Genomic DNA, 26,761 nt, shown 5'->3' on the forward strand with positions numbered 1-26,761 from the left:
TTCATGCCGGTTATTATCATCAATCCCAATAGCACGGCGGCGATGACAGAAGCCATGTTGCAAGCCGCCCGCGACGCCGCCCCCGATATCGCATTTGAGGGCTGGACGTCACATCACGGCCCCGCCGCCATCCAAGGGGCAGCGGATGGCGCGCGTGCCGCGCCGCCATTGCTTGAATTGATCAAGGAGGCCGGTGCGCAACGTGCCGATGGTATCATCATTGGCTGCTTTGACGACACCGCCCTGACAGCTGCCGCCCGTCTTTCCAATTGCCCGGTGCTGGGCATTGGTCAGGCCGCTTACCATTTTGCGGCGCTGCGTAACTGGCGCTTTAGCGTTGTCACCACCCTTCCCATTTCTGTCCCGGTTCTTGAGGGAAATATTGTCAGGCTGGGGCTGGATCCTTTTCTGGGCCGGGTCCGCGCATCAGACATACCCGTGTTGGCACTACACGCGGACCCAGAGCAATCGATTGCGCGCATCACAAATGAGGCGCAAACCGCAGCCGCTGAGGATGGGATTGACGCGATTGTGCTGGGCTGTGCAGGAATGGTGCATGTGACCGAGGCAGTCCGCAGCAATCTGCAAATACCGGTCATTGATCCGGTTGTTGCGGCCGCAAAGGCCATGCGTTGGTTGATTTAAGCTGTGCAACAAAAAGGGCCGGCATTGCTGCCAGCCCCCATTATTTCAATTGCGGCCCGCCCCTATTCCTGCGCGGCGCTTCCGGTGTCGGATTTGAGATAGTTGAAGAACTCATTATCCGGGGACAGCACCATGGTGGCATTGCCTGGCGTCAATGATCGCTGGTAGGCGGTCATGGAACGGTAGAATTCAAAGAACTCTGGATCTGCCCCAAATGAGGAAGCGAAAATCTCGTTCCGGCGGGCGTCGGCCTCACCCTGGATGATTTGCGACTGCCGCTCTGCATCCGAGACAAGTTCGATCACGGTCCGGTCGGCCTGCGCCTGGATACGCTGCGCCGCTTCGTTCCCGCGAGCGCGTTCATCTGCCGCTTCCCGGTCGCGTTCGGCCTTCATCCGCTCATAAGTCGCGTTGAGGTTTTCAGGTGGCAGGTCCGTCCGCTTGAGGCGCACGTCAATGACCTGAAGGCCCAGCCCCTGCGCTTCGGAAATCGCGCCATTGCGGATGCGCAGCATCAGCGCCGCACGGTCCGTTGACAGGATATCATTGGAGCTGACCGAACCGAGCACCTCGCGCGTTTTAGCACGCAAGATACTGTCCAACCGGTTTGCTGCAGTCTGTTCGCCGCCCGCGCCGACAGCGCGTCGGAACTGTTCGACATCCGCGATACGGTAGCGCGCAAACGCGTCAACGATCAGGCGACGATCATCCGATGGTGTGACCTCAAGCGGTTCAAGATCGCGGCTGAGGATCCGGTCATCGTAGCGCACGACCTCTTGGATCAGCGGAAGCTTAAAGCCAAGGCCCGGCTCCTCTTGCACGCGGACGATCTGACCAAATTGCAGGACAAGCGCCTTTTCGCGTTCATCCACGATAAAGATCGATGACAGAACGCCAATCACAGCAATTGCAGCGACGGGTAGAAGGAATGCTGATTTCCGCATTAGTTTGATCCTCCGGTTGTCGCGGCCGGTGTGCGGCGCAGATCATTGAGTGGCAGGTAAGGTACGACACCTTGTCCGCCCCCATCGCCCTCATCAAGCAAGATGATGTCGATGCCGCCAAGGACCTCTTCCATCGTTTCCAGATAAAGCCGTTTGCGAGTGACCTCTGGCGCTTTTTCATATTCGGCCAAAACGGCTAGGAAGCGTGAGGCTTCACCTTCGGCTTCGTTCACGACCCGGGCGCGATACCCTTCGGCCTGTTCAAGAATTTGTGCGGCCTGACCACGCGCTTCGGCAACGACCCGATTTGCGTAGGCATCAGCGACGTTTTGCACCCGGTCGCGTTCCTGCTCGGCATCCTGCACCGCACGGAATGATGCGATTACCGGCTCTGGCGGGTCGGCTTTGTCAAAGTTCACACGGATGATGTTCACCCCAGAATCATAGCTATCAAGCGTCGTCTGGATCAGCCCGCTAAGCTGGTCGGCAATGGCCCCACGATCCCGGTTCAGGATCGGTGCCAATTCCGATTGCGAAATAATTTCACGCATCGCGGATTCCGCCACCGCCTCAATTGTCTGTGGCGGATCGGCGAGGTTGAACAGATAGGCCTCTGGGTTATCGATATTCCAAACCACTTGGAAATCGATATCCACGATGTTTTCGTCACCCGTTAGCATCAGCCCGGCATCCATACCGGCCCGGCTGGTCCCGATATCGATGTTCCGTTCAGAGGTAACAGCGATCACTTCGCGCGACACAAACGGCCATGGCGCAAAGTTCAAGCCCGGCTCGCCGACTTCCAGGAAATCACCCAAAAGCAGTTCCACCGAATTTTCCTCGGGACGGACGGTATAAAAGGATGCAGCAAGCCATGCGGCTACTGCAAAGAAGATACCGATCGCCACAGTCCCGCGCGTCAGCTGCGGCCCCGCAGGTGCACCGCCGCCCGAAGAGCCGCGGTTGTTTCCTTGACCGCCTCCGCCCATCAGCACGCGCAATTGTTCGCGCCCTTTGTTCACCAGATCATCGATTTCCGGAATATTCGGACCCTCGTTATCAGGTTTACGCCCACCACTTCCGCGATTGTCGTCCTCCCCGCCTGATCCGTTATTGCCGCCGCCGCCCCATGGGCCCCCAGAATGTCCTGACATCGTATTCCTATGTTTCCCTTCATCGTCATCCGCCGCGCCGCGGATCATTTTGTTCTCATCTGTGCCTTGGCGCCCCGAAATCAAGCGCTGCGGACCGGTTCCTTCATTGTCACCAATTCTTCGGCCATGGTCGGGTGAACGGCCACTGTACGGTCAAAATCCTCTTTTGTCGCCCCCATCTTCACCGCAATCCCGGCAAGCTGGATCATTTCACCCGCGTGATCTGCGACAATATGACAGCCCAGAACGGTCCGCGTCGCCTTGCTGACCACCAGCTTCATCAGCACCCGATCTTCGCGTCCGGCGAAACTGTGGTTCATCGGCTTAAAGGATGTGCTGTAAATCTCAACCGGTTCGATCTTGCCCGCTTCTTCTTCGGTCAGGCCAACTGTGCCCAATTCGGGCTGAGTAAAGACGGCTGACGGGATCAAGGCGTGATCGACCTTGGTCGGGTTCCCCTTGAATACGGTTTCGACAAAGGCCATCCCTTCGCGGATCGCAACAGGCGTCAACTGCACCCGGTCGGTCACATCCCCGATCGCAAAGATCGACGGGGTCTTGGTCTGACTGTAGTCATCCACCAAAATCGCGCCGCCCCGGCCCAGCGTGACCCCGGCCTCTTCCAGCCCAAGCCCGTCTGAATTGGGCGCCCGCCCGGTTGCGAACATCACCTGATCATAGGATTTTTCGACGCCATTTGTGTCTTTGACCCAGATACCATCACCGCGTTTTTCCATCTGAGCGACATTGGTTTGCAATTGCAAATCCACGCCCTTGGCGCGCATCCCGTCGGCCACTACGCTGCGCGCTTCATCATCAAAGCCGCGCAAAATCTGATCGCCCCGGTAAAACTGCGTGACCGCAACCCCAAGCCCATTCAGGATGCCCGCAAATTCCGAAGCGATATAACCGCCGCCGACGATCAGAATCGACTTTGGCATCTCATCCAGCAGAAAGATGTCATTTGAGGTGATCCCATGTTCAGCGCCCGGAATATCGGGCACAACCGGCCGCCCGCCGGTGGCAACAATGATATGCTTGGCCGAAATGGTCTGCCCGGTCGATAGCTGCACGCTATGCGGGTCTTTGATACTGGCGCGGGCGTCAAAAATCGTGACATCCGAATTGCCCAAAAGGCGCCGATAAATCCCTTCAAGGCGGTCCAGCTCAGCATGCAGTTTGGTGCGGAACTGTGTCCAGTCAAACGCGCCTTCCTGCAGCTCCCAGCCGTAGGCGCGGGCATCTTCGAACATTTCCGAATAGCCACTGGCAAAAACCATCAGCTTTTTGGGCACACAGCCCCGGATCACACAGGTCCCGCCCATGCGAAATTCTTCGGCCAGCGCAACCTTGGCCCCGGTTGCGGCCGCAACACGGGCCGCGCGCACGCCGCCAGAGCCGCCACCAATGACAAAAAGGTCATAATCAAAAGGCATCAAAAAGCTCCATCATTGCGCGGTCTTGCAACCGGATTTAGTCTGCCAGATCGGCAAAGATATTTTCGTCATCCTGCACATCAAAGCGGATCACTTCGCTTGTGCCATTGGTAATGTCGCGCACATCCACCTGCCCGCTGGCATGGCCGACAACCACCACGTCGCAGATATCAATGAACAAGCCGTTTTCAACCACACCCGGGATTTGGTTCAGCGCCAGGCTCATCTGGCGTGGATTGCCGATCCGTTTAAGATGCAGATCAAAGATGAAATTTCCCTCATCTGTGATAAAGGGCGCATCCCCCGCCATGCGCAGGCTCACATCTCGGCCGAGCACATCCATATTGCGCAGGGTCTCAACCACCAGCTCTTCTGTGGTGCGCGCACCGAATTGCAATACCTCAATCGGCAGCGGAAACGCCCCCAATGTGTCAACTTTCTTGGACGCATCAGCGATGACAATCATCCGGTCGCTGGCTGTGGCGACGACCTTTTCCTGCAAATGCGCGCCGCCCCCGCCTTTGATCAGGCAGAGCTCGCTGTCATATTCGTCAGCCCCATCTATGGTCACATCCAGCCATTTCGCCTCATCAAGGGTGATGACATCAATCCCCACATCCCGGGCCAGTTTCGCCGTCCGGCTTGAGGTGGGTACACCTTGAATTTTCAGCCCCTCATCACGCACCAGCTCGCCCAGGCATTGGACCAGCCATGCAGCGGTTGAGCCGGTCCCCAGCCCGACTTTCATACCGCTTTCGACATATTCACACGCCTGCTTGGCGGCGACAAATTTGGCGGTATCAATGGGCGACAATTCCGTAGGCATAGACAAACTCCGCAAAATGCTCAGCGCCTTATAGGCAAGATAAGAGCCGGGCGCGAGACCTCAAATCGCGATGACGCAAATGTGGGACAACGTCATCGGTGCAAGCGCAAAGCGCGGCCTACCGCGCCTTTTCCCGCTACCATGTCGTATTTGGGCATTCGGCAGCGTCGCCATCGGGTAATCTGCGCCCATGAGCACGCCCCTTTGCCTACATTATGCCCCTGATAACGCATCACTTTGTGTGCGGCTGGCCCTTGAAGAGCTGGGCCAGCCCTATACCACACAGCTGGTTGGTCGCAGCGCCCGCGCCCAGCGCAGCCCCGCCTATCTGGCGCTAAACCCCAACGGTCTGATCCCGGTGCTGGAAACACCGCAGGGTCCGATGTTTGAAACTGCCGCTATTCTGATCTGGCTGGCCGATACTTATGGCGCGCTGATGCCTCAACCTGCGGACCCCGCCCGTGCCCATGCGCTGCAATGGATGGTCTGGCTGTCCAACACTCTGCACCCGGCTTTGCGGATGATGTTCTGCCCCAAACAATATACCGATGCGGATATCGATACGTTCCGTGATTTCACCCGCCAAACTGTGCGCCAAAAGCTGACGCTGCTCAACGATGCCACCCATGCTGACTGGCTGGATGCCGACAGCCCCAGCATTATGGGCTGCTATCTGGGGCCAATGCTGCGTTGGGCCACGCTATATGGCCAGACCTTAGCGCCAGGCGAGCTGGCAAATTGGCCGCGCCTTTACGATTTCGCCAAGCGGCAAGAGGCACGCCCCGCCGCGTCGCGCGCCGCCAAGGCCGAAGGGTTGGGGCCCACCCCATTTTCTGCGCCTGGACCTTGTCAGCCAACAGAGGGCAGTGCGCTTTAATGTTTCTATCTGTTTTCGATATTTTCAAAGTCGGGATCGGCCCGTCATCTTCCCATACAATGGGGCCGATGGTTGCGGCGGCCCGGTTTTTGGATCACCTGCGCGCCCAACCTTTCCAACTGGCCGGGGTGCAGGCCGCGCTACATGGCAGCCTGGCCTTTACCGGCGTCGGCCATGCCACAGACCGGGCCGTGATCCTGGGCCTCGCAGGTTTTCAACCCGATAGCTTTGACGCCGCCAAGGCCGAAGCTGCGCTGGCGCAAATCGCGCAAGACCATGTTGTGCAGCCCGATGGGCTGGGTCCGCTGCGGTTTCACCCCAAAGAGGATCTGATCTTTGACTACGGCCCCGCCCTGCCCGGCCATGCCAATGGGCTTATCCTGCGCGGCACTGATGCCCAAGGCGATGTGATTACCGAGGTCATCTATTATTCCACTGGCGGCGGTTTCGTTGTCACCGAGGCTGAGCTGGCGAACCCTCCCAAACAGGACAGGGCCACACCCGTTCCTTTCCCGTTTCAAAGCGCTGCCGAGATGCTGACGATGGCCGCAGACTCTGGTCGTAGCATCGCGCAGATGAAGCGCGCCAATGAACTGGCACACCGCACCGCCACGGCGGTCGATGATGGGCTGGCCCGTATTTGGGCGGTCATGCAGGCCTGTATCCAGCGCGGACTGACAACGGAAGGTATATTGCCCGGGGGGTTGCATGTCCGCCGCCGGGCGAAGGCGATCCATGATGCTTTGGCTGCTGAGCGTGGCATGAACATGGTCGCCCCGCATGTGATCAATGATGTGATTTCAACCTTTGCGATGGCCGTGAATGAAGAAAATGCAGCCGGTGGTCAGGTTGTCACCGCCCCGACAAACGGCGCCGCCGGGGTGATCCCCGCAACACTCCGCTATTGGCTTGATTATGTCCCCAGCGCCACGCCCGCACGCGTGCCCGAATTCCTGCTGACAGCCGCAGCTGTGGGCGGGTTGATCAAAGTGAATGCCTCAATCTCGGGGGCGGAATGCGGCTGCCAGGCCGAGGTCGGCAGCGCTGCCGCGATGGCTGCTGCAGGGCTGGCCGCGGTGATGAACGGCACGCCTGAACAGATTGAAAACGCGGCCGAAATCGCATTAGAGCACCATCTGGGCATGACCTGCGATCCGGTCAAGGGCCTGGTCCAGGTGCCCTGCATTGAACGCAATGGGCTGGGCGCGATCAAAGCTGTCTCAGCGGCATCACTGGCCCTGCGCGGTGACGGCGCGCATTTGGTGCCGCTTGATGCAGCCATTGAAACGATGCGCCAAACCGGGGCGGATATGAGCGATAAATACAAGGAAACCGCCCTTGGCGGGCTCGCCGTGAATGTGCCGAATTGCTAGGGTCAGGACCCTTTTCCTTTGCGAACCACGACCATAAGCTGTGCTGATGAATGATGATCGTCCCTTTCTTGGTGTGATGCTGATGCTGGCTTTTTGCGTGCTGGCCCCGCTTGGCGATAGCATGGCAAAACTGCTGGGCGGGGCCGTGGCGCTGGGGGTTTTGATCTTGGCGCGCTTTGCGATCCAAGCCGCTTTATTGGCCCCCTTGGTCTGGTGGTCGGGGAGCGGCTTTGCCCTGCCCAAGGGGCTGCTCTGGTGGACGATCTTGCGCAGTGTTTTGCACATCCTGGGCATCGGGTTGATGTTCAAAGCCCTGCAATATTTGCCGTTGGCAGACACTCTGGCAATCGCGTTTGTGATGCCCTTTATCATGCTGCTGCTGGGGCATTTCGTCATGAATGAGCATGTCGGCCTGCACCGGATGGCCGCCTGTGCTGTCGGCTTTGTTGGCACGCTCTTGGTGATCCAACCCAATTTCGTGCAAGTCGGCTATCCCGCCCTGCTGCCGCTTGGGGTGGCTGTGATCTTTGCACTGTTCATGATGGTTACCCGTAAAATTGCGCGCAACGTAGAACCAATAAAATTACAAACAATCAGCGGCTTACAGGCCACACTTATCATGCTGCCGGTTGCCTTTCTGATGCCCGCCAGCCCTGACGCCACGCTTATGCCGCAGGGCGCAGATGTGTGGGGTATGCTGCTCGCGCTTGGTGCGATCGGGACGGTCGCGCATTTGTTCATGACATGGAGCCTGCGTTTCGCCCCCGCCTCAACCCTTGCGCCAATGCAATATCTGGAAATCCCGTTTGGCACACTGATCGGATGGCTGATTTTTGCAGAACTGCCCAATGGGCTTGCCGCTGTCGGGATCTGCATCACGATCGGGGCCGGGCTTTATATCATCCTGCGCGAAAGACGGCTTGCAAGGCCTCCGGCAGATGCGCCCGCGGCAGGGTGATCAGCAACGGCCCGCCAGTCTGAACATGGATTGGACCGCCCACGGCAGCATTCGATGCGCTGGTCTTTCCCGCCGGGGCAAGCGCCATATCATGCAGCGGCCATTCCAAACCTGTTGCTGTGACTGAAAGGTCGGCCAACGGCATCAGGGAGATACGGCAACCGGCAGGCAGGGTCAGATCCGTGCCATCAGACCTTGCGATAAACGAAACATCGTCTGGGTCGGCCAGCAACACAGCACGTTCTGGATAACGGGCCATCACGTTGAGAACGGCAAGACTGTGATCGATCCGCCCCCCGGTAAAACCGACGGCCAGAACGGCTGGGGCTGCAACGCGGATCAGGGCTTTTTCGAAATCGGTCGTCTCTTGTTCTGAAATATGGCAAAGCTGATCGGCAAAAGTGGCACGCGCCTGATCCGAAATACTGTCCAAATCGCCGATGACTGCGGCAGGTGTGATCCCGGATCGAAGCAAATGATCTGCCCCGCCATCAACAGCTACAAAGCTGTTCACAAAGGGGAAATCCGCCGAAAATGAAGAATTTTCAATCTTTGCTCCGCCGACAAGACAAACTGGTTTATCACTTGAAACAATGATCTCTGCCTTCATCGATTGCACCCCTATTCACAAACATTCCCCAAAAGGGTCACAAAATGATCCCTAACCTTACTTCAATCTGTTCTTGATTACGAATGTACCCGAGTCCACTGGGCAGAAGCCGAAAACAGTAGAAAGCGCGCAAAAACATGGATGACAGCTCCAAAATCCTCTCCGTATCGTACGGCAATTTTTCTTGCCACCTCGAAGGCTTTGACGATTCGGTTGAGGTGATGAAAACCGTGGTGTCATATTTCCATGAACTTGCCGGGCATGAACGGTTTATGGATATGGAACCGCAAGCCCCCGATATGGATACGCTGGCCCGTCTGACCGAAGATCAAACCGGCGGCGTCATCGAAGCCGAAGGCGAAGGCAACAGCGTCAGCATGCGCATGATCCCAGAAGCTGCGGCAGATGCAGTGGACGAGGCCGAAGAGTTTGTTGAAGACGTGATCGCCGAGGATGAGCTGTCCGACGGTGCCGATACAATTGTGCTGAAGAAAGAGGACGATGTCGAAACCGCCGAGACGATCGCGGAAGAGGCACCAACAGCTGACGTCGCTGACTTTCCCATTGATGAAGACAGCGTTGCGGCCAAATTGCAGCGCATCCGCGCCGTTGTTGACCGCCCTGCCGGTGAAGCCGCCCCGGCTGAGACCGCCGAGGATGACGCCAATGCCTTTACCGAGGATCTCGCCGAGGATGACGGCCCGGCGGTAGAAACCGCTGCCCCCGGTAATCCGTTGGCCAAACGTCTGGCCGAGCTTGCAGCGCGCAAGGCCGAGGATGCGGCCCATGAAGCCGGCATCGCTTTGGACGACGAAGATGACTATGATGACGATCTGTCCGAAGAAGAACTGGCCGAGCTTGACGCCGAATTCGCCGCCGAAGAGGCCGAGGATGTACCCGTTTCTGAAGCCCCCGCTGCCGAAGACACAAGCGGACCGCTTGAGCTGACGGAAGAGGATCAGATCGTCGAAGACAGCTTCGCTGACGAGGCCCCGCTTGAGGCCGCCGATCCGGTTGCAGAGCCCGAAGTCATAGAAGATACTGGTCCGCTTGTGCTGACTGGCGCATCCAATAGTGACGATGATGATGATTTTGACCTGCAAGACGACATCGCCGAGGCGCAGCGCGAAATCGCTGAAAAGGACAAGCGCAACGATCTGCGCGACACGGTTGATGCGAATATGACCCGCATCTTGTCTCAAACAGATGAGCATCTGGCCGAGCCTGAGGGCCGCCGCCATCGCGATGCCTTTGCACAGCTGAAAGCCGCCGTTGCAGCGACCGAGGCCGCGCGTCAGTTGGGCGATTCCGGCGCAACCGAGCGTGACAAAAACGAAGTGTTCCGTGATGATTTGGGCGCGCTTGACGCTGAAGAAGCGCAGGAAAAGGCCGAAACACCCGCCGAGGAGCCAATCGTCGAAGATACGGCCGCTGACGACGTAGCCGAAGAACCTGCGGCAGCCGATGAACCCGTCATCGCCGAAGAACCGGCACCCGCAGCGCCGGAAATCGAAGAGCCCGTCGCCGTAGAGAAACCAGCCCCTGCCCCGCTGAAGCTTGTATCATCCCAGGCGGCAAACACGTCTGATGCCGCATCTGACCGGCTGCGCCAGATTGCTGCTGCGAAAGACGCGGGGCCAGTGACCAAGGATGGTTTTGCTGAATTTGCGGCATCTCACAGCGCCACCGAACTGACCGATCTGCTTGAAGCTGCAGCTGCTTATATCTGCATCGTGCAGGGCGAGGATGACTTTTCACGTCCGCAAGTCATGAAAAAGGTACAGTCTGCGTCCGCGAAGGAATTTTCGCGCGAGGACGGCTTGCGTGCGTTCGGGAAACTGTTGCGGTTGAACCGGCTGGCCAAACTGGAAAATGGCCGTTTCCGGGTCGCACCCGACACGCGCTTTGTCCCTGAAGGCAAGGCCGCACAAGGCTAAAGGCTGGCACCATTTACGACAAAACGGCGGGGCATTGCCCCGCCGTTTTTGTTTTTGCCATGGCGCGTGCCCGACGGGCGAAGCCTGCTAAATCTACTGATCGTTTTCGGCGTCCGGATCGACTTGACCGATCCCGATAAAGACCCGCTTCAGTGGGAAGACCCAACCGATGCCCAGTACGATGTAGGTCAGCAGTTCCAGTGCAAGCGGAAAGCGCGAGGCCTGGCTCATAATCGTTGCGGCCACAACGATATAGGCCGGAAGCCCCACCACCAGCACAAACAGTGCCAGACGTTTACGTGCCTTGTACCGCATTATCTTAGTCCGCGAATGGATCCGTCACCAGAATTGTGTCGTCCCGTTCTGGCGAGGTAGAAACTAGGGCGACCGGACAATCGATCAACTCTTCGATGCGGCGCACATATTTGATCGCTTGAGCAGGCAAATCCGCCCAAGAGCGCGCACCTTCCGTGGATTCCGACCAGCCTTCAATTTCTTCATAGATCGGCTTGCACCGCGCCTGTTGATCGGCGGCCGTCGGCAGATAATCCAGCGTTTCGCCATCCAGCTCATACCCGACGCAGATTTTCAGTGTCTCAAACCCATCCAGAACATCCAGCTTGGTCAATGAGATACCAGACACACCTGATGTCGCACAGGTCTGGCGGACCAGACAGGCATCAAACCAGCCGCAACGCCGTTTCCGGCCTGTCGTCGTGCCAAACTCATGCCCCCGTTCGCCAAGACGTTGGCCATCGGCGTCGTCCAATTCGGTCGGGAACGGGCCTTCGCCAACGCGGGTCGTGTAGGCTTTGACGATCCCCAAAACGAAATCAATCGCGCCGGGGCCCATGCCAACGCCTGTTGCCGCCTGGCCTGCAATCACGTTGGATGATGTCACGAAGGGATAAGTGCCGAAATCAATATCAAGCAGCGCGCCCTGCGCCCCTTCAAACAAAATCCGTTTCCCGGCTTTGCGCTTTTCATTCAGCACCTTCCAGACCGGGGCGGCATATTGCAAAATCTCAGGCGCAATCTGGCGCAGTTCGGCAAGGATTGCATCGCGATCAATCGGCTCAAGACCCAACCCGCGGCGCAGCGCATCATGGTGCACCAGGGCACGGTCAACACGCAGCTCAAGCGTGGCGGCATCGGCCAGATCAGCCACACGGATCACGCGGCGGCCAACTTTGTCTTCGTAGCAGGGTCCAATGCCGCGCCCGGTCGTGCCAATCTTCGCAACAGAGTTCTGATTTTCCCGCGCACGGTCCAGCTCACCATGGAAGGGCAGGATTAGAGGGGTGTTTTCCGCGATCATCAGTGTCTGAGGCGTGATCGATACGCCCTGGCCGCGCAGCGTCTCAATTTCCTTGATCAAATGCCACGGGTCCAGGACAACACCATTGCCGATCACGGACAATTTGCCGCCGCGCACGACACCCGACGGCAGCGCGTGCAGTTTGTAGACCGCCGCATCGATGACCAACGTATGACCCGCATTATGCCCGCCCTGGAACCGGGCAATCACATCGGCTCGTTCGGACAGCCAGTCAACGATCTTGCCCTTGCCTTCATCGCCCCATTGCGCACCAACGACCACAACATTTGCCATAAATCTTTGCCCCTTCAGGAATTAGCGTGCCCCCTATATCCTTGCGGGGGGCCGTGGGAAACCGCTAATTTACACATGGCCAGCGCGACCGGCCCTAGACATCAATCCTGTCAGACGGCATTGTCGGGCAAATTCAAAGAAGTGAGAATTATCATGGGTTTCCTGATCCGCTGGGTGTTTGCATTCATTCTGCTCGCCGCCACTTATAATCCAACCCAATGGAATTTCGTGCGCTGGAGCATGGCAAACTACGAAACCAGCCTGTCTGTCACGGTCCTGTTCGCCCTGGTCCTGCTGGTCGGCTATATTATTTACCTGCGCGCCACGCTGCGCTCGATCGGGATCTTTGGGATGGTGCTTGTGCTGGCGGTTGTTGGCACCTTGATATGGGTGCTGTTCGATCAAGGGATGATCAGCCTGGACAATCCGACCATCAACACCTGGATCGCGATTTTTGCGCTATCGATGGTTTTGGCCATCGGGCTGAGCTGGTCGATTGTGCGCCGCAAGCTCTCTGGCCAGGCCGATATGGATGACGTTGACGAATAACCCCGCGTTTGGGGGGTTGCGGGATCAGGCCTCAGCTTTTAGATACCGCTTGTTCGTGACCGCCCCGAAAGGCCTGAAATGGAAAATGTCGTCCTTATCATCCATCTGATCCTGGCGCTCAGCCTGATCGGCACTGTGCTTTTGCAGCGCTCTGAGGGTGGCGGCCTTGGCATGGGCGGCGGCGGTGGCGGGGCCACAGGCGGACGTCCGGCCCCTACAGCGATGAGCAAATTCACCTGGATGCTGGCCATTGCTTTTATCTGTACATCCATCGGGCTGACGCTGATTTCTGCAAGCGAAACAGCAGGGTCTTCGGTTGCGGATCGGGTTGGCGACATCACCGGTGAAGAGGACGTTCCGGATACCGGATTTGGCGACAGTCTGCTGCCCCCAAGCCAAAGTGACGAACCGCTCGTCCCGACCGGCGACTAACCACAACACGTGGCCCGGGGGCGACTTTGGGCAACATCATATTGCGTCGGCGGTTGCGTTTTGCCGCCGAATCCACTACACGTCAAATCCCGTGATGATGCGAATTTTAAGATTCGTTTACCCACTGTTTTGGACAATTTCACGGGAGACCCCAGCCAATGGCGCGATTCATTTTCATTACTGGCGGCGTTGTCTCCTCGCTTGGCAAGGGGCTTGCCTCGGCTGCACTGGGCGCATTGCTGCAGGCGCGCGGCTATTCGGTCCGTCTGCGCAAGCTTGACCCGTATTTGAACGTCGATCCCGGCACGATGTCGCCATTTGAACACGGCGAGGTTTTCGTCACCGATGACGGGGCCGAAACCGATCTGGACCTTGGACATTACGAACGATTCACCGGCGTGCCGGCGCGCAAAACGGATTCGGTCAGTTCGGGGCGCATTTATTCCAACGTGCTCGAAAAGGAACGGCGCGGCGATTATCTGGGCAAGACCATTCAGGTCGTCCCCCATGTAACCAATGAAATCAAAGACTTCATCAGCATCGGCGAAGATGAGGTGGATTTCATGCTGTGCGAGATTGGCGGCACCGTCGGCGATATCGAAGGGCTTCCCTTCTTTGAGGCCATCCGCCAATTCGCCCATGACAAGCCGCGCGGGCAGTGCATCTTCATGCATCTGACCCTGCTGCCCTATCTGGCCGCGAGCGGTGAATTGAAGACGAAGCCGACCCAGCACAGCGTGAAGGAACTGCAATCCATCGGGATCGCCCCAGACATTCTGGTTTGCCGGTCCGAGCAGCCGATCCCTGAAAAAGAGCGCGAAAAGATCGCCCTGTTCTGCAATGTCCGGAAAGAGGCCGTGGTGGCCGCCTATGATCTGAAGTCGATCTACGAGGCCCCGCTGGCCTATCACGATCAGGGCCTTGATCAGGCCGTACTGGATGCCTTTGGCATCTCGCCTGCGCCTGCGCCCAAACTGGACGTCTGGCACGATGTGTCCGACCGCATCCATAACCCCGAAGGCGAGGTGAAAGTCGCCATTGTCGGCAAATACACCCAGCTTGAGGACGCCTATAAATCCATTGCCGAGGCGCTGACCCATGGCGGTTTGCATAACCGCGTCAAGGTACGCATCGAATGGGTCGATGCCGAGCTGTTCGACAAAGGCGATGCCACCCCGCATCTGGAAGGTTATCACGCCATTTTAGTCCCCGGCGGCTTTGGCGAGCGCGGCACCGAGGGCAAGATCAAAGCCGCCCAATTCGCCCGCGAAAAGAAAATCCCCTACTTAGGTATTTGTCTTGGCATGCAAATGGCCGTGATCGAAGCGGCCCGTAACGTGGCCGGTGTCAAAAAGGCCGGATCAGAAGAATTCGATCATGAAGCTGGGAAAAAGCGGTTTGAGCCTGTGGTCTACCACCTCAAAGAATGGGTGCAGGGCAACCACAAGGTGGCCCGCAAAGCTGATGACGACAAAGGCGGCACCATGCGGCTCGGGGCCTATAATGCGACATTGGCCGAAGGATCGAATGTGGCCAAGGTCTATGGGGCAACCGCTATCGAAGAACGGCACCGCCACCGCTATGAGGTGGACGTCAAATATCGCGACGTGCTTGAAAACGCAGGGCTTTCCTTCTCTGGCATGTCCCCTGATGGGAAACTGCCAGAGATCGTGGAATGGAAAGACCACCCGTGGTTCATCGGCGTGCAGTTCCACCCTGAACTGAAATCCAAACCTTTCGCCCCGCATCCGCTATTTGCTGATTTCGTGCGGGCGGCTGTTGAAGTATCGCGTTTGGTCTAAACCTTTGGCGTGAAACGTCAGATATGTTTGACCTTTACGTCACAGCATCGCCCCATACCAGCAAAGCCGACATTGGCCTGGGATGCGGCGAATGACTGGAAAGAGCCCAGACTTACTGATGCTGCGCGTCGACTGAACGACTGGATATGGAATTGCAGGTTGGAATGCCGATCCAGTTCCATCATATTTTGACCATGAAAGTTCAAATTGCTTTGGCCGAAATACACGACTTGCCTGCGTGGAGCACACTTGCTTCAGAGGTCGTGCCGTTGTTCGGCCCAATGCCAGAATTCGAAACTATCCTCGAACGAAAGATCGAAGAGAACCGTGCATACTGCGCCAAAATCAAAGGGAACGGTCTGAAATTCGCTGGAGGCATTTTACTGGGTGGAGCGGGCAAGAAACACTGGATTAGGTGGCTCGCTGTATCCGCCGAATTTCGCCAGTTTGGCATTGGTAGATTGCTTGTTGCAGCGGCGATGGAGAACACTCCGCAAGGGTCTGATCTTCTTGTTGATACATTTGCGGCAGGTAGCTCAGGAGGCGAAGCAGCCCGGCAACTTTACAAAAGCTACGGCTTTGAACCGATTGGTTTTGTGGAAGTCGAAGGCATGCACCGTGAACGTTTCCGGCGATCTGCAACAAGCTGAACAATCCGAAAACAGTCCTTGGCGCAACCGCAGCTAAATGGTGCTTTGTCCCGAATCTCGAAAGTATGAGCCACCACGATGAATGACCGGTCTGGGTCGGTTTTGCATGACGCGCGCCATTGGTCGGTTTCAGGAAAACGACCAATGGCGTCAAAGATACCAAGTGTTCCAGATTTGGCCGCACCGGGTTGAGGATTTCGCGAAAAGGCACCATCTTGATATGGTCGCGGGACAGCCGCCAAGGCGGCAAGCAGCGTAGGAGATCATCATGAAGCTACATCGCGTAACGGAACAATTGGATGCGGACGATGCCAATCTATCCGCCTCGGCGTTTAACAATGTCAATCTTTCGGCAAGCAGCTACAATCAAATCGAATTCTCAGGCGCACGCTTCAATGACAGCAACATGACCGGGTGGCAGGTCAATGATGTGAACCTGTCCGCCGCGCGCATTGAGAATGCGAACTTGTCGGGTGTGGAAATCTCAAACTGCCGATTGACCGGGGCCACGATCGACGGGATCGCCATCGACGCTTTGCTTGAAGCCTACAGAAAACAGGCCTGACGCATATAGCTATGGCGTCTTTGGCGTGTTGATCTCGCTCACGGCCCGATAGGCGGCGGCGCGCACTTCTTCGGCCAGATCAGAGTCCGGGATCGAACGGGCCAGCACCATGCCCCCCACACAAAGCGCAGTCATGGTCAGCGCCCGATGTCGCTGCGCGGCCGGATCACCGTCTTGTGTGGATTCAAATAGCCAGACCATCGCCGTCAGAATTTCCTGATAGGCGCGCTGCACATCCGGCGCTTGCCGCGCCACATCCGATGGCAATGCGATCAACGGGCATTGATCTTCAAGCGCGCCAAGGTGCTTTGTAGACAGGTAACTATCCAGCATCTGCTGCGCCATTTCCGGCGACAGGTTGCGCGTGTCGATCCCCGCATCGCTGCGCCATTCAGCCCCCTTATTCATCAAGAAGCTCTGGACGGCTGCCGCATAAAGCGCCTCTTTATTCTTGAAATGGCGGTAAAACCCGCCCCGGGTCAGGCCCGCCTTTTCCATGACCATATCGATAGTCACCTTTTCAAACCCATGTTTGTTAAACAAAACCCGGGCCGCTTCGGTGATACGGGCCTTTGATTTTATGGCGTGATCTGGGCTGTAGGGCATTGGTCCATCCTGTTCTTTGCTCCCTTATCCCACAAAATCAAAAGATGTTCTTGAACATCTTTTGGCCTGGAAAATACTGGCGCCACATCAACAAACGAAGAAAGTTTCATGCCATGGATTTTACGGTCACCTACACGCTTGCCATTCTGCTTGCCGCGCTCGCTGTGCCGCTCTCAATCAATGTGACGCTGCAACGCATCCGCGTCGGCAAAGAAATGGGTGAGCTGACGGCAGCTGCCTTCGGCCCCCATCCCGACCCCCGTTTAACCGCAGCGATGCGGGCGCATGGCAACCTGATGGAATATGCGCCCTTTGCCCTGGTCCTGATTGGACTTGCCGAGTTTGCGGGCGCGCAAGGAACCTGGATCTGGACCATTGCACTGGCCTTTGCGGGCGGACGCTGGCTGCATGCCTTTGCGATGCTGACAAACCCCTACCCCCCGATGCTGCGCGGGGTCGCGATGTTGACGACCTACCTGTCTATGCTGGCCCCAGCCATTTTTCTGGCTTTTACGCTGACCCGCGCCGGCTAAAAACCAAGGCTGAACCGGCGCGTTACGACAAGGCTGGCGCCGATCTGATCGGCTGATTGCGTGATTGGGCTGTCGGCCGCGTCGTTTTGCAGCTGTTCATAGCTGATTGCACCCTCTAGCCCCCAAACATCGTTGATTTGATAGCGGGCGCCCGCCTCAATACCGGCGCTGACAATGCCTGCGCCTGCCTCAAACGCGTCAAAACTGCTGGCCGCGCTCTCAGCCGCGCTGACCCCGTAATAGGTCTGCGCGTAATCCTCGCTGCCCCAAAGAACCCGGGGGCCGATGCTCAGTTCCCATTGCGCGGCGGGCCGGTACAACAGATCGCCGCCAAATTCGGCGATCTGTGCCTCATGGCCCGTCACGCCATGGCGCAGCTTGGCGAAAACCTCGTAATCGGGTGTTGTAAAGCTGACGCCGCCGCCCAGCTCAAGCGACAGATCGATATCCTCAAGCCCGGACAATTCATCGTGATCATCCGCGCTACGCGCGCCCACGATCCCAAAAGAGGGCCGAAAACGCAGCCCCTGCGGCGTTCCCGGTTGGCGGCTGATGGGTCCAAATTCCAACGCGTGCAGCGAAAAACGGAATTTCGGCGCGCCTTCATAGGTCTCAGATCCGCTATAGGCCGGACGCGATTGCGGCCCGACACCAAAGGTAAAACTGATCCCCGGGGATGTTGGGGCATCTTGCGCCGCAGCGAATGTCGGCAGGCAAAGGCAGGCAAGAATGATCGGGCGCATGGGCAAAGCTTTCTGATGTCCCCAAAGACTTAACATGCAAGCCGCATTTAGCAATGACACCCTTGGCACCATCGCAGCAAGGCGCTACCCCTGCGCAACAGTTTCGAAAGGCTATGGCATGCTGTCCTATCAACACGGCTATCACGCTGGAAATCTGGCAGATGTGCATAAACACAGCCTTCTGGCCTGGGCGATTGCCTATATGACGCGCAAAGACAAACCCCTGAGCTATCTGGAAACCCATGCCGGGCGCGGGCTTTATGATCTGACCGATGCGGCAGCTGTCAAAACCGGTGAGGCCGCCAAAGGCATCGCCGTCGCCGCCGACTGGTTTGCCGCAGATCACCCCTATGCCCAGGCCTTGCAAGCCACGCGCCAGCAGCATGGGGGCGATGCCTATCCCGGCTCACCGCTGGTGGCCGCCGCCCTGTTGCGCCCGATGGATAATATCCACCTCAGCGAGCTGCACCCGCAGGAATTTGCCGCGCTCAAGGCAACTATGGCGCCCCATGGCGGGGTGATGAAACAGCGCGATGGATGGGACATGGCGCTATCCGTCTGCCCGCCTGATCCGCGGCGGGGGCTCATGCTGATGGATCCCTCATTTGAGGTGAAGTCAGATTATCAAACCATTCCCAAAACTATTGCCCAGTTGCACCGCAAATGGGGTGTCGGGGTCTTGATGCTCTGGTATCCGATCCTGACCGATGCGCCCCATAAGCCCATGATCAGGGCCTTAAAGCAGGCCATCCCCGATGGGTTGGTGCATGAGGTATCCTTCCCCCCTGCCCGGCCCGGGCACCGGATGATTGGATCGGGGCTTTTTGTGGTCAATCCGCCCTATGGCTTCGCTGATGAGGCAGCACGGATATCCCGGCTCTTTCAAGACAACCGATCTGCGCTTATGTAGGGCTCATGTTAAGTGATCTGATCCGGCGGTTGACCGCCCCCGAACCCCAAAGACTTCCCGAACCGGATGCGCGCATCGCATTGGCGGCCTTGCTGGTCCGCCTTGCCCGCTCTGACGGGGATTATGCCGATATCGAAATCGACCAAATCGACCAATCGCTGATGGCCCGCTACAATATGGATGCGGATGAGGCCGCTGGTTTGCGCGCGCAAGCCGAGGCGCTTGAGGCCGAAGCCCCTGACACTGTCCGCTTTACGCGGGCGATCAAGGATGCCGTCGACTACGAAGACCGCGTTGCTGTGATTGCAGCCATGTGGCGCGTCGTGCTGGCGGACGGGGTGCGCGATGATGAGGAAAACAGCCTGATGCGGATGACCGCATCGCTTTTGGGCGTTTCAGATCAGGATAGCAACGCAGCCCGGCTGCGTGTCAGTAAGGGATGATCGCCAGCCTGCCCATGTACGCATCGCCCCATACGGCAGATGCGGATGGGCGGCTCTGGGCAGGTATCCGCGATAGGCTGCGCAGCGCCGGTATCGCGGCGCCAGACCATCTGACGCTGCTGCCCGGTGAATTGATCCCCCATTGGTGCGATCCCGCACTTGTCCTGTCGCAAACCTGCGGGCTGCCGCTGCGGGCGGTGCTTTGGGACAAGGTGCAAATCCTTGGCACCCCAGATTACGGGATCGCAGGCTGCCCGCCCGGTCATTATTGCAGCGTCGTCATTGCCCGCGCCGATGACACGCGCACCCGGCTTTCGACCTTTGCCAAAGCGCGCTTTGCCTATAACGAACCGCTTTCACAGTCAGGCTGGGCGGCGCTGGCGCTTGAGGCCCCGCATGTGCTTAGCGGCCCGTTGATCCGCACTGGCAGCCACCGGGCCTCAATGATGGCCGTCCGCGCGGGCGAGGCTGATTTCGCCGCCATTGATGCGGTGACATGGCGTATGATCGAAAACGCAGGCGAGGGTGAAGGGTGCCAGATCGTGCATCGCACCCGGCCCAACCCCGGCCTGCCCTTTATTACCGCAAAGGGGCAGGATGCCGCGGCGATTGCCGGCGCCTTGCGCGCGGCGATTGCAGCCATGCCCGATCCCGACCGGGCCGTGCTGGGGATCAAGGGCATCAGCGACATCCCGCGTGCCGCCTATGATCACCCCATTCCGCCCACGCCGGACAGTTTCAGGCGTTAACGCAGGCCAACAAACACGATCAGCCGTTGCAAATGGCGCCAAACTAGGTCCTATTGGCCTGCAGAACAACAAAAGCGGCCCCAAGACGTGTCAGCCACCCAACCTGTTATTGAAATACGCAATCTGCACAAAGCCTATGGTGATCTTGAAGTTATCAAAGGCGTCGACATCACTGCACCTGCGGGCCATGTGATCTCAATGATCGGCTCATCTGGGTCCGGCAAATCCACCATCCTGCGCTGCGCCAATCTGCTTGAGGACAGCCAGGAAGGTGATGTGCTGTTCTGCGGCGAGGCAGTCACCTGGAAGGGTCACGGCGCCAGCAGGCAACCTGGTGATCATGCGCAAGTCACCCGAATTCGGACAAACCTGTCTATGGTTTTCCAGCAATTCAACCTTTGGGCACATATGACCATCCTGCAAAATGTGATGGAGGCGCCGGTCACCGTGTTGAAACGCGACCGGGACGAGGTTGAAGCAACTGCACGGACATATCTGGCCAAGGTCGGCATTGGCGATAAATGCGATATGTACCCCGCACAACTTTCAGGCGGTCAGCAGCAACGGGCCGCCATTGCGCGCGCGCTTTGCATGGAACCCAAGGCGCTGTTATTTGACGAACCGACCAGCGCGCTCGACCCCGAATTGGAACAAGAGGTGGTCAAAGTGATCAAAGACCTCGCGACCGAGGGGCGCACAATGATCATCGTGACCCATGATATGCGACTGGCAGCTGATGTCAGCGATCATGTTGTCTTTCTGCACCAAGGAAAAATCGCCGAGCAAGGCCCCCCGGCCGAACTGTTCGGCAACCCCAAAACCGAACGCCTGCGCGGTTTTTTGTCCGCGACACAAAGCTAGGATGCGCAATGCCATGCGCCGAGCCCTTCAATTTGCATCATCGGACTGGAGCCGGGCGCCAATTCGCCCTATCTGGCCCATTACCAACGAAAACAAAGTCTCAACATCCGGGAGAATACAAATGAAAAACCTGATCCTCAGCACTGCTGCCCTAGCCCTTCTGGGCAATATGGCGATGGCCGATGCACATGCCACTGTCCGTCTGGGCACCGAAGGCGCTTACCCTCCATATAACTTTATCAACGACGCAGGCGATGTTGATGGGTTCGAACGCGAGCTGGGCGATGAGCTTTGCCTGCGCGCTGAGCTGACCTGTGAATGGGTGACCAATGAATGGGACAGCATCATTCCGAACCTGGTTTCAGGCAATTACGATGCGATCATCGCCGGTATGTCCATCACCGAAGAACGCATGGAAGTCATCGACTTCTCTGAGCAATACACATTGCCTGATCCATCCTCTTATCTGGCAATGACCGAAATCGATCCGGCCTCCAGCGTGATCGCAGCCCAGACCGGCACCATCCAGGCCAGCTATGTTGCGAGCCTTGAAGGCGCAACGCTGCTGGAATTTGCAACACCAGACGAAACTATTGCTGCTGTGAAAAACGGCGAAGCGGATGCGGTTCTGGCCGATAACGCCTTTCTGGTGCCTTTTGCAGATGCAGATCCAGAGCTTAGCTTCGTTGGCGACAATGTCTTGATCGGCGGCGGGATCGGCATGGGCTTCCGCCAGTCAGACACCGAACTGCGCGATAAGTTCTCGGCTGCGATCGCCTCAATGAAAGAAGACGGTACGCTGAATGCTCTGATTACAAAATGGCTGCCTGGCAGCGAAACATTCTGATACAGAACGCGCCCCGGCCAAAGCTGCCGGGGCGCGACCAAACGCCTTTTTCGACCCAGCATAGGCCCGACCATTTTTAACTATTGCTCCGATCCTGCCAGCCTCGAAGGGCTTACCTGGCTCAGTTGCTACCTGACCACCGGCAAGCATATGTCGATCTATTGGGCAGTCGGCACAGTGCTGCTGCTCTTGGCGATCACGGCCCCTGCGGCCCTGGCATTTGGTTTTGGCGGGGCCACCGCGGCCCGTAGCCCGATCGCGCCGCTGCGCTGGATTGGCAAAGCCTATATTGCCATCGTGCGCGGCATTCCCGATATCGCTTTTTTCCTGTTTTTCGTGATCGCACTGGACCAAGTTTTTGAATATCTGCGGCACCAGATCAAATGCCCCGATTGGGACGCCCCTATCCGACAAGGAAACGATTTTGTGGTCTGCGCCGCTGCGAAACTCCCGCTTGGGACGGCCGATCAATGGGTGCATGAAGTCTATGGTTTCCTACTGGCCGTTTTGACTTTTGCCATCGTTTTTGGGGCCTTTGCAGCCAATGTTCTCTTCGGCGCGATGCAGGCCGTCCCACGCGCGCAAATCGAAACAGCCGAAGCCTATGGGATGAACCGGCGCCAGACATTCTGGCGGGTGATTGTCCCACAAATGTGGGTCTTTGCGCTGCCTGGCCTATCAAACCTCTGGATGGTGCTGATCAAGGCAACACCGCTGCTGTTTTTGCTCGGGGTCGAAGACATCGTCTATTGGGCGCGCGAACTGGGCGGGGCGAAAACCCCGCAATTCACGGACTACCCCCATGGCGATTGGCGCATGTGGTATTTCGCAGCGCTTTTGGTGTTTTATCTTGGCCTGACAAAACTGTCCGAAACGATCCTGTCGCGCACCATGTCCCGGCTGACACGTGGCCAGGCGACCGCAGGCGGCGAAGCCCAAAGAAAGGCCGCGTTGTGAGCTGCTGGGAGACGATCCTTGATTACGGTTTGCGCAGCGTCGGGATCGGCGAACGGCTGCTGCCGCGCAGCGATTTTACGCTCTGCCAGCAATTCACCCTGATCGGCTCTGGGATGATCTGGAACATCTATTTCGGCGCCTTTGCGCTATGTGCTGGGTTCTTTTTGGCAACAGCTGTGGCCTTGGGTAAAGCGGCCAAACGACCGCTGATCCGCAAACCCGCGCAATGGTTCATCTTTATCTTTCGGGGCTCGCCGCTCTTCATCCAATTTTTCTTTGCCTATTTTCTGTTTCTCAGCCTCAAATCCGCCTACCCGATATTCAGCCCGCTCACCTCAGCCTGGGCGGGGGCGCTTGTGGTCCTGTTCTTGAACACCTCAGCCTATGCGGGCGAGATTTTTTACGGCGCGTTACAGTCTATCCCAAAGGGCGAAACAGAAGCCGCCGATGCCTACGGGCTTTCTGGCTGGTCGCGATTTCGCCGGATCATCTGGCCGACCATGCTGCGTCTGGCCTGGCCCGCCTATACGAATGAAGCGATCTTCTTGTTTCACGCGACGACGCTGGTTTTCTTTTCCGGCTTTCCTGCCCTGCAACAACGGGGCGACGCGCTTTATTACGCAAGCTATTTTGCCGATAAGACCTTTAACCCTTTTGTACCCTATCCAATCCTTGCCGGATATTTCATCCTTCTGACGCTTGCGGTGATTGGCTTATTTGGGCTCGTGAACAAACGCCTGAACCGGCACCTGCCCCAAGAAAAGCGCAAAACGCTGAAAATCAAACCGCAGATTATCCGCTAGAGGATGCCAAAATTTTCGCGAAAATTTTGGCCAAAGAAGAAATTTTGCAAAATTTCTTCGCCGCTTGCGACCCGATTTATGGCGCGGTAGCCTATGCCCAAACCAACCATATGGTGATCTATGAAAATCGGTATCCTGCAGGCCGGACACGCACCCGATGAATTGCGCGCGGACCGCGGCGATTTCAATGCGCTCTTTGAGACACTTCTGGCTGGGCATGGCTTTGATTTCACCACCTGGGATGTGGTCGACATGTCCTTCCCAGCCAGCGCAACGCTCTGTGATGGCTGGCTCATCACCGGCTCGAAACACGGCGCCTATGAGGATCACCCGTTCATCGCGCCACTCGAAAACATGATCCGCGACATTTATGCCGCCAAGGTTCCGCTTGTCGGCATCTGCTTCGGGCATCAGATCATCGCGCAGGCGCTTGGCGGCAAGGTCGAAAAATTTGCGCAAGGCTGGGCCGTCGGACGCCAAAGCTATGACTGGCAAGGCGAAACCGTCGCCTTGAACGCTTGGCATCAGGATCAGGTCGTAAGCCGCCCTGCGGGTGCAACCGTCATGGCCTCAAACAGATTTTGCGAAAACGCAGCCCTCATCTATGAGGACAGGGCCTTCACCGTGCAGCCACATCCGGAATTCGACGCCGATTTCGTGGATGGGCTCGCCCGATGCCGAGGGCCAGGCAATGTGCCGGTCGCACAATTGGCCGCGGCCAAAGAACGGCTGGCAATTCCGGTCGACAACAGCCGCCTGGCCAACAATATCGCCCAGTTTTTCAAAACGCGGACAGTGTCATGAGCTGGCACGCCCAAATTCCCAAAGCGGCTCAGAAATATCTGCAGCATAACCGGCTGGATGAGGTCGAATGCGTGATCGCCGATCTACCTGGCATCGCCCGCGGCAAGGCCGTACCGGCGGGCAAATGGGAAAAACAAACCCATTTCCACCTGCCCAATTCGATCTTTTTCCAGACTATCACAGGCGACTGGGGTGAGGCTGCGGGCCCTGACGGATTTCTCGAACCTGACATGGTGCTCAAACCAGATCTGTCCACTGTCACAGCCGCGCCCTGGGCCAATGACGGCACGCTTCAAGTGATCCATGACGCTTATGATCAAAAGGGAACACCCGTGCCTTTTGCCCCGCGCAATGTGCTGCGCCGGGTCATCGATCTTTACAAAGCGCGCGGATGGACCCCTGTCATCGCACCCGAGATGGAGTTTTATCTGGTCGCCCGCAATGTCGATCCCGCCAAAGCCATCACCCCCATGATGGGGCGAACCGGGCGCCCAGCGGCGGGACGGCAGGCTTATTCGATGTCAGCGGTCGATGATTACGGCCCCGTTATTGATGACATTTATGAATTTGCGGAAATTCAGGGCTTTGAAATCGACGGCATCGCGCAGGAAGGCGGCGCAGGCCAGCTTGAAATCAACTTACGGCATGGCGATCCCATCAAACTGGCCGATGAGGTGTTTTTCTTCAAACGGCTCATCCGTGAAGCGGCGCTGAAACATGATTGCTTCGCCACGTTCATGGCCAAACCAATCGCGGGCGAGCCAGGCTCGGCCATGCATGTGCATCACTCAATCTTGGACGCGGATGGCAACAACATCTTCACCGGCCCTCAGGGCGGTGAAACGGATGCGTTTTTCCATTTCATTGGCGGGCTGCAAGAACATATGCCCAGCGTGATCGCGGTGATCGCGCCTTATGTGAACAGCTACCGGCGCTATGTGCGGGATCATGCGGCACCTATCAATCTTGAATGGGGGCGGGACAATCGGACCACCGGCATTCGAATCCCCGTCTCAGTGCCCGCCGCACGGCGGGTTGAGAACCGGTTGGCTGGCATGGACTGCAACCCATATCTTTGCATCGCGGCCTCTCTTGCCTGCGGTTATCTGGGGCTCACTCATGAGATCAGGCCTGATAAACGCTGGCATGGGGATGCCTATGAGGCCGAAGATGAAATCCCCCAAGGTCTCTATGCCGCGCTTGAACTTTTCGACGCGGCCACAGAGATGCACAACATACTTGGCCCTGACTTTGCCCGCGTCTATTCTATCGTCAAACGGGCCGAATATGATGAGTTTCTGCAAGTCATCAGCCCGTGGGAGCGCGAACATCTGTTGCTAAACGTATGATCAAACATGGGCTCATCATCATCGCACTGACCGTGCTGACCCAAATCGGGGGCATCGCATGGGCACTTGCACTTGCGCTGCGTATGATCTTTGGCCGGCTCGTGTTGATCTTCGCGATCCTCTATCTTTGCCTGACGGTTATCGCGCATTACACGGCCCCGCTCGCGGGCCGCGTGGCACTACCTTGCCTTGATGCAGGCCCTGCACAAATCGCCGTATTGAACCCGCTTTACTGCGCGCTGAACCGCAACTATGTCAGCCCTGAAATGAAATCCCATGTCGATGCTTTATCGGCGCATATGCATGAGGTTTTTCCGGGCACGCGCACCCGCGCGCTCGATGCCAGTTTCCCGTTTTTGGATGGTTTCGCGATGCTACCGCATCTATCCCATGACAGCGGTGATCAGCTTGATCTGGCCTTTTACTATACCGGGGAGGACGGAGAATATCAGCTTGGCAAGGCAAAGTCGCCCATCGGTTATTGGGGATTTGAACAGCCGCGCCCTGGTGATCCACAGCCATGCGCAGCCAATACCGGTATCTCGATGCGCTGGGATATGGATGCATTGCAACCATATCTGCGCGATTGGCCGCTTGACGAGGCGCGCACAGCCGAGGCGCTCCGTTGGCTTGCAAACAACCCGCAAGGGTCGGATTACAAGATTTTTGTTGAGCCGCATTTGGTCACACGACTTGGGCTCAGTGGTGATGCCTTGCGCTTTCAGGGCTGCCGCGCGGCCCGGCATGATGATCATTTGCATCTTGAATTCGCGCCATAACGGGCGT

30 protein-coding genes are annotated in these 26,761 nt (G+C 57.6%); 21 read left to right on the plus strand and 9 right to left on the minus strand.

From position 1 onward, the window contains the following. Positions 1–3: 3 nt before the first annotated feature. Positions 4–645 carry an aspartate/glutamate racemase family protein gene (locus AABB29_RS18420; RefSeq protein ID WP_373636674.1) on the plus strand — a complete coding sequence of 214 codons (642 nt, stop codon included), beginning with the start codon at positions 4–6 and terminating at the stop codon, positions 643–645. 62 nt (positions 646–707) lie between these two features. Here the strand turns inward: AABB29_RS18420 and AABB29_RS18425 are convergent, their stop codons facing one another. The 4 genes from AABB29_RS18425 to rpiA all read right to left on the minus strand — a co-directional run bounded on the left by AABB29_RS18425 (position 708) and on the right by rpiA (position 5,005). After that, complete coding sequence (locus AABB29_RS18425; RefSeq protein ID WP_341365526.1) at positions 708–1,589, minus strand: protease modulator HflC; 882 nt, start codon at positions 1,587–1,589, stop codon at positions 708–710. Beyond that, positions 1,589–2,743 (minus strand): FtsH protease activity modulator HflK, encoded by a 1,155-nt coding sequence (gene hflK, locus AABB29_RS18430; RefSeq protein ID WP_341369046.1) that lies wholly within the window; start codon positions 2,741–2,743, stop codon positions 1,589–1,591. Before hflK ends, AABB29_RS18425 begins: the two co-directional genes overlap by 1 nt. 80 nt (positions 2,744–2,823) lie before the next feature. After that, a complete protein-coding gene (gene gor / locus AABB29_RS18435; RefSeq protein ID WP_341365525.1) occupies positions 2,824–4,179 on the minus strand; it encodes a glutathione-disulfide reductase in 1,356 nt (451 codons plus the stop codon). Positions 4,180–4,216: 37 nt separating this feature from the next. Then, on the minus strand, positions 4,217–5,005 hold the full coding sequence (rpiA, locus tag AABB29_RS18440; RefSeq protein ID WP_341365524.1) for a ribose-5-phosphate isomerase RpiA: 789 nt from the start codon (positions 5,003–5,005) through the stop codon (positions 4,217–4,219). 190 nt (positions 5,006–5,195) lie between these two features. Between rpiA and AABB29_RS18445 the strand changes: the two genes are divergently transcribed. Genes AABB29_RS18445 through AABB29_RS18455 form a run of 3 tightly spaced genes read left to right on the plus strand, consistent with a single transcriptional unit; the run spans position 5,196 to position 8,213 of the window. Beyond that, positions 5,196–5,882 carry a glutathione S-transferase family protein gene (locus AABB29_RS18445; RefSeq protein WP_341365523.1) on the plus strand — a complete coding sequence of 229 codons (687 nt, stop codon included), beginning with the start codon at positions 5,196–5,198 and terminating at the stop codon, positions 5,880–5,882. After that, the gene (locus AABB29_RS18450) at positions 5,882–7,255 is read left to right on the plus strand and encodes an L-serine ammonia-lyase (RefSeq protein ID WP_373636675.1); all 1,374 of its coding nucleotides are present in this window, start codon (positions 5,882–5,884) and stop codon (positions 7,253–7,255) included. The genes AABB29_RS18445 and AABB29_RS18450 overlap by 1 nt, the downstream gene beginning before the upstream one ends. A 46-nt stretch (positions 7,256–7,301) precedes the next feature. Beyond that, positions 7,302–8,213, plus strand: coding sequence for a DMT family transporter (locus AABB29_RS18455; protein ID WP_341365522.1), 912 nt, complete (start codon positions 7,302–7,304; stop codon positions 8,211–8,213). On the opposite strand, the gene AABB29_RS18460 is transcribed toward AABB29_RS18455, so the two are convergent. Beyond that, positions 8,155–8,823 carry a thiamine diphosphokinase gene (locus AABB29_RS18460; protein ID WP_373636676.1) on the minus strand — a complete coding sequence of 223 codons (669 nt, stop codon included), beginning with the start codon at positions 8,821–8,823 and terminating at the stop codon, positions 8,155–8,157. The two genes, AABB29_RS18455 and AABB29_RS18460, sit on opposite strands and share 59 nt — an antisense overlap. 137 nt (positions 8,824–8,960) lie before the next feature. Here AABB29_RS18460 and AABB29_RS18465 point away from each other — a divergent pair, with 137 nt between their 5' ends. Further along, positions 8,961–10,760 carry a hypothetical protein gene (locus AABB29_RS18465; RefSeq protein WP_373636677.1) on the plus strand — a complete coding sequence of 600 codons (1,800 nt, stop codon included), beginning with the start codon at positions 8,961–8,963 and terminating at the stop codon, positions 10,758–10,760. A 93-nt stretch (positions 10,761–10,853) separates the two neighbouring features. Here AABB29_RS18465 and AABB29_RS18470 read toward each other — a convergent pair whose 3' ends face one another. Together AABB29_RS18470 and AABB29_RS18475 are read right to left on the minus strand one after the other, a co-directional pair. Beyond that, on the minus strand, positions 10,854–11,075 hold the full coding sequence (locus tag AABB29_RS18470; protein WP_341365518.1) for a DUF2842 domain-containing protein: 222 nt from the start codon (positions 11,073–11,075) through the stop codon (positions 10,854–10,856). A gap of 4 nt (positions 11,076–11,079) precedes the next feature. Beyond that, positions 11,080–12,372 carry an adenylosuccinate synthase gene (locus AABB29_RS18475; RefSeq protein ID WP_341365517.1) on the minus strand — a complete coding sequence of 431 codons (1,293 nt, stop codon included), beginning with the start codon at positions 12,370–12,372 and terminating at the stop codon, positions 11,080–11,082. Between the two features lie 153 nt (positions 12,373–12,525). Between AABB29_RS18475 and AABB29_RS18480 the strand changes: the two genes are divergently transcribed. From AABB29_RS18480 to AABB29_RS18500, 5 genes are all read left to right on the plus strand, one after another. Further along, entirely contained in the window at positions 12,526–12,921 is a 396-nt protein-coding gene (locus AABB29_RS18480; protein WP_341365516.1) for a DUF6524 family protein, read from the plus strand. Between the two features lie 78 nt (positions 12,922–12,999). Continuing rightward, positions 13,000–13,353: a preprotein translocase subunit SecG gene (secG, locus tag AABB29_RS18485; protein ID WP_341365515.1), complete on the plus strand. Its 354-nt coding sequence runs from the start codon at positions 13,000–13,002 to the stop codon at positions 13,351–13,353. A gap of 158 nt (positions 13,354–13,511) precedes the next feature. Then, positions 13,512–15,155, plus strand: coding sequence for a CTP synthase (locus AABB29_RS18490; protein WP_341365514.1), 1,644 nt, complete (start codon positions 13,512–13,514; stop codon positions 15,153–15,155). A gap of 146 nt (positions 15,156–15,301) precedes the next feature. Then, positions 15,302–15,805, plus strand: a complete 504-nt coding sequence (locus tag AABB29_RS18495; RefSeq protein ID WP_341365513.1) for a GNAT family N-acetyltransferase — start codon at positions 15,302–15,304, stop codon at positions 15,803–15,805. A 268-nt stretch (positions 15,806–16,073) separates the two neighbouring features. Next, complete coding sequence (locus AABB29_RS18500) at positions 16,074–16,370, plus strand: pentapeptide repeat-containing protein (protein WP_341365512.1); 297 nt, start codon at positions 16,074–16,076, stop codon at positions 16,368–16,370. Positions 16,371–16,379: 9 nt separating this feature from the next. Here AABB29_RS18500 and AABB29_RS18505 read toward each other — a convergent pair whose 3' ends face one another. Next, a complete protein-coding gene (locus AABB29_RS18505; RefSeq protein ID WP_341365511.1) occupies positions 16,380–16,976 on the minus strand; it encodes a TetR/AcrR family transcriptional regulator in 597 nt (198 codons plus the stop codon). A 113-nt stretch (positions 16,977–17,089) separates the two neighbouring features. Between AABB29_RS18505 and AABB29_RS18510 the strand changes: the two genes are divergently transcribed. Beyond that, on the plus strand, positions 17,090–17,509 hold the full coding sequence (locus AABB29_RS18510) for an MAPEG family protein (protein WP_341365510.1): 420 nt from the start codon (positions 17,090–17,092) through the stop codon (positions 17,507–17,509). On the opposite strand, the gene AABB29_RS18515 is transcribed toward AABB29_RS18510, so the two are convergent. Next, the gene (locus AABB29_RS18515) at positions 17,506–18,252 is read right to left on the minus strand and encodes a MipA/OmpV family protein (protein ID WP_341365509.1); all 747 of its coding nucleotides are present in this window, start codon (positions 18,250–18,252) and stop codon (positions 17,506–17,508) included. The two genes, AABB29_RS18510 and AABB29_RS18515, sit on opposite strands and share 4 nt — an antisense overlap. A gap of 118 nt (positions 18,253–18,370) precedes the next feature. On the opposite strand from AABB29_RS18515, the gene AABB29_RS18520 reads away from it, so the two are divergent. The 10 genes from AABB29_RS18520 to AABB29_RS18565 all read left to right on the plus strand — a co-directional run bounded on the left by AABB29_RS18520 (position 18,371) and on the right by AABB29_RS18565 (position 26,754). Next, positions 18,371–19,162, plus strand: a complete 792-nt coding sequence (locus AABB29_RS18520; RefSeq protein WP_373636925.1) for a 23S rRNA (adenine(2030)-N(6))-methyltransferase RlmJ — start codon at positions 18,371–18,373, stop codon at positions 19,160–19,162. A gap of 5 nt (positions 19,163–19,167) precedes the next feature. Further along, positions 19,168–19,605: a TerB family tellurite resistance protein gene (locus AABB29_RS18525; RefSeq protein WP_341365508.1), complete on the plus strand. Its 438-nt coding sequence runs from the start codon at positions 19,168–19,170 to the stop codon at positions 19,603–19,605. Next, complete coding sequence (locus tag AABB29_RS18530; RefSeq protein ID WP_341365507.1) at positions 19,602–20,354, plus strand: PhnD/SsuA/transferrin family substrate-binding protein; 753 nt, start codon at positions 19,602–19,604, stop codon at positions 20,352–20,354. Before AABB29_RS18525 ends, AABB29_RS18530 begins: the two co-directional genes overlap by 4 nt. 87 nt (positions 20,355–20,441) lie before the next feature. Then, positions 20,442–21,215 (plus strand): amino acid ABC transporter ATP-binding protein, encoded by a 774-nt coding sequence (locus AABB29_RS18535; RefSeq protein ID WP_341365506.1) that lies wholly within the window; start codon positions 20,442–20,444, stop codon positions 21,213–21,215. Positions 21,216–21,336: 121 nt separating this feature from the next. Continuing rightward, positions 21,337–22,062 carry a transporter substrate-binding domain-containing protein gene (locus tag AABB29_RS18540; protein ID WP_341365505.1) on the plus strand — a complete coding sequence of 242 codons (726 nt, stop codon included), beginning with the start codon at positions 21,337–21,339 and terminating at the stop codon, positions 22,060–22,062. A gap of 72 nt (positions 22,063–22,134) precedes the next feature. After that, positions 22,135–23,019, plus strand: coding sequence for an ABC transporter permease subunit (locus tag AABB29_RS18545; RefSeq protein WP_341369045.1), 885 nt, complete (start codon positions 22,135–22,137; stop codon positions 23,017–23,019). Then, positions 23,016–23,822 (plus strand): ABC transporter permease subunit, encoded by an 807-nt coding sequence (locus AABB29_RS18550; protein ID WP_341365504.1) that lies wholly within the window; start codon positions 23,016–23,018, stop codon positions 23,820–23,822. The genes AABB29_RS18545 and AABB29_RS18550 overlap by 4 nt, the downstream gene beginning before the upstream one ends. 120 nt (positions 23,823–23,942) lie before the next feature. Continuing rightward, complete coding sequence (locus AABB29_RS18555; protein ID WP_341365503.1) at positions 23,943–24,626, plus strand: type 1 glutamine amidotransferase; 684 nt, start codon at positions 23,943–23,945, stop codon at positions 24,624–24,626. After that, complete coding sequence (locus AABB29_RS18560; RefSeq protein ID WP_373636678.1) at positions 24,623–25,975, plus strand: glutamine synthetase family protein; 1,353 nt, start codon at positions 24,623–24,625, stop codon at positions 25,973–25,975. The genes AABB29_RS18555 and AABB29_RS18560 overlap by 4 nt, the downstream gene beginning before the upstream one ends. After that, on the plus strand, positions 25,972–26,754 hold the full coding sequence (locus tag AABB29_RS18565) for a hypothetical protein (RefSeq protein WP_341365502.1): 783 nt from the start codon (positions 25,972–25,974) through the stop codon (positions 26,752–26,754). Before AABB29_RS18560 ends, AABB29_RS18565 begins: the two co-directional genes overlap by 4 nt. Positions 26,755–26,761: the final 7 nt, after the last annotated feature.

The organism is Yoonia sp. BS5-3 (genome assembly GCF_038069655.2).
Taxonomy (GTDB): Bacteria; Pseudomonadota; Alphaproteobacteria; order Rhodobacterales; family Rhodobacteraceae; genus Yoonia; species Yoonia phaeophyticola.

Coding starts and splice junctions, on each gene's coding strand:
- AABB29_RS18555 (WP_341365503.1), top strand. CDS start 23,943: ATGAAAATCGGTATCCTGCAGGCCGGACACGCACCCGATGAATTGCGC.
- AABB29_RS18470 (WP_341365518.1), bottom strand. CDS start 11,075: ATGCGGTACAAGGCACGTAAACGTCTGGCACTGTTTGTGCTGGTGGTG.
- secG (WP_341365515.1), top strand. CDS start 13,000: ATGGAAAATGTCGTCCTTATCATCCATCTGATCCTGGCGCTCAGCCTG.
- AABB29_RS18510 (WP_341365510.1), top strand. CDS start 17,090: ATGGATTTTACGGTCACCTACACGCTTGCCATTCTGCTTGCCGCGCTC.
- AABB29_RS18465 (WP_373636677.1), top strand. CDS start 8,961: ATGGATGACAGCTCCAAAATCCTCTCCGTATCGTACGGCAATTTTTCT.
- AABB29_RS18520 (WP_373636925.1), top strand. CDS start 18,371: ATGCTGTCCTATCAACACGGCTATCACGCTGGAAATCTGGCAGATGTG.
- AABB29_RS18500 (WP_341365512.1), top strand. CDS start 16,074: ATGAAGCTACATCGCGTAACGGAACAATTGGATGCGGACGATGCCAAT.
- AABB29_RS18455 (WP_341365522.1), top strand. CDS start 7,302: ATGAATGATGATCGTCCCTTTCTTGGTGTGATGCTGATGCTGGCTTTT.
- AABB29_RS18425 (WP_341365526.1), bottom strand. CDS start 1,589: ATGCGGAAATCAGCATTCCTTCTACCCGTCGCTGCAATTGCTGTGATT.
- AABB29_RS18505 (WP_341365511.1), bottom strand. CDS start 16,976: ATGCCCTACAGCCCAGATCACGCCATAAAATCAAAGGCCCGTATCACC.
- AABB29_RS18460 (WP_373636676.1), bottom strand. CDS start 8,823: ATGAAGGCAGAGATCATTGTTTCAAGTGATAAACCAGTTTGTCTTGTC.
- AABB29_RS18530 (WP_341365507.1), top strand. CDS start 19,602: ATGATCGCCAGCCTGCCCATGTACGCATCGCCCCATACGGCAGATGCG.
- AABB29_RS18490 (WP_341365514.1), top strand. CDS start 13,512: ATGGCGCGATTCATTTTCATTACTGGCGGCGTTGTCTCCTCGCTTGGC.
- AABB29_RS18560 (WP_373636678.1), top strand. CDS start 24,623: ATGAGCTGGCACGCCCAAATTCCCAAAGCGGCTCAGAAATATCTGCAG.
- AABB29_RS18445 (WP_341365523.1), top strand. CDS start 5,196: ATGAGCACGCCCCTTTGCCTACATTATGCCCCTGATAACGCATCACTT.
- AABB29_RS18540 (WP_341365505.1), top strand. CDS start 21,337: ATGAAAAACCTGATCCTCAGCACTGCTGCCCTAGCCCTTCTGGGCAAT.
- gor (WP_341365525.1), bottom strand. CDS start 4,179: ATGCCTTTTGATTATGACCTTTTTGTCATTGGTGGCGGCTCTGGCGGC.
- AABB29_RS18515 (WP_341365509.1), bottom strand. CDS start 18,252: ATGCGCCCGATCATTCTTGCCTGCCTTTGCCTGCCGACATTCGCTGCG.
- hflK (WP_341369046.1), bottom strand. CDS start 2,743: ATGTCAGGACATTCTGGGGGCCCATGGGGCGGCGGCGGCAATAACGGA.
- AABB29_RS18525 (WP_341365508.1), top strand. CDS start 19,168: ATGTTAAGTGATCTGATCCGGCGGTTGACCGCCCCCGAACCCCAAAGA.
- AABB29_RS18480 (WP_341365516.1), top strand. CDS start 12,526: ATGGGTTTCCTGATCCGCTGGGTGTTTGCATTCATTCTGCTCGCCGCC.
- AABB29_RS18450 (WP_373636675.1), top strand. CDS start 5,882: ATGTTTCTATCTGTTTTCGATATTTTCAAAGTCGGGATCGGCCCGTCA.
- AABB29_RS18475 (WP_341365517.1), bottom strand. CDS start 12,372: ATGGCAAATGTTGTGGTCGTTGGTGCGCAATGGGGCGATGAAGGCAAG.
- AABB29_RS18495 (WP_341365513.1), top strand. CDS start 15,302: ATGGAATTGCAGGTTGGAATGCCGATCCAGTTCCATCATATTTTGACC.
- AABB29_RS18420 (WP_373636674.1), top strand. CDS start 4: ATGCCGGTTATTATCATCAATCCCAATAGCACGGCGGCGATGACAGAA.
- rpiA (WP_341365524.1), bottom strand. CDS start 5,005: ATGCCTACGGAATTGTCGCCCATTGATACCGCCAAATTTGTCGCCGCC.
- AABB29_RS18565 (WP_341365502.1), top strand. CDS start 25,972: ATGATCAAACATGGGCTCATCATCATCGCACTGACCGTGCTGACCCAA.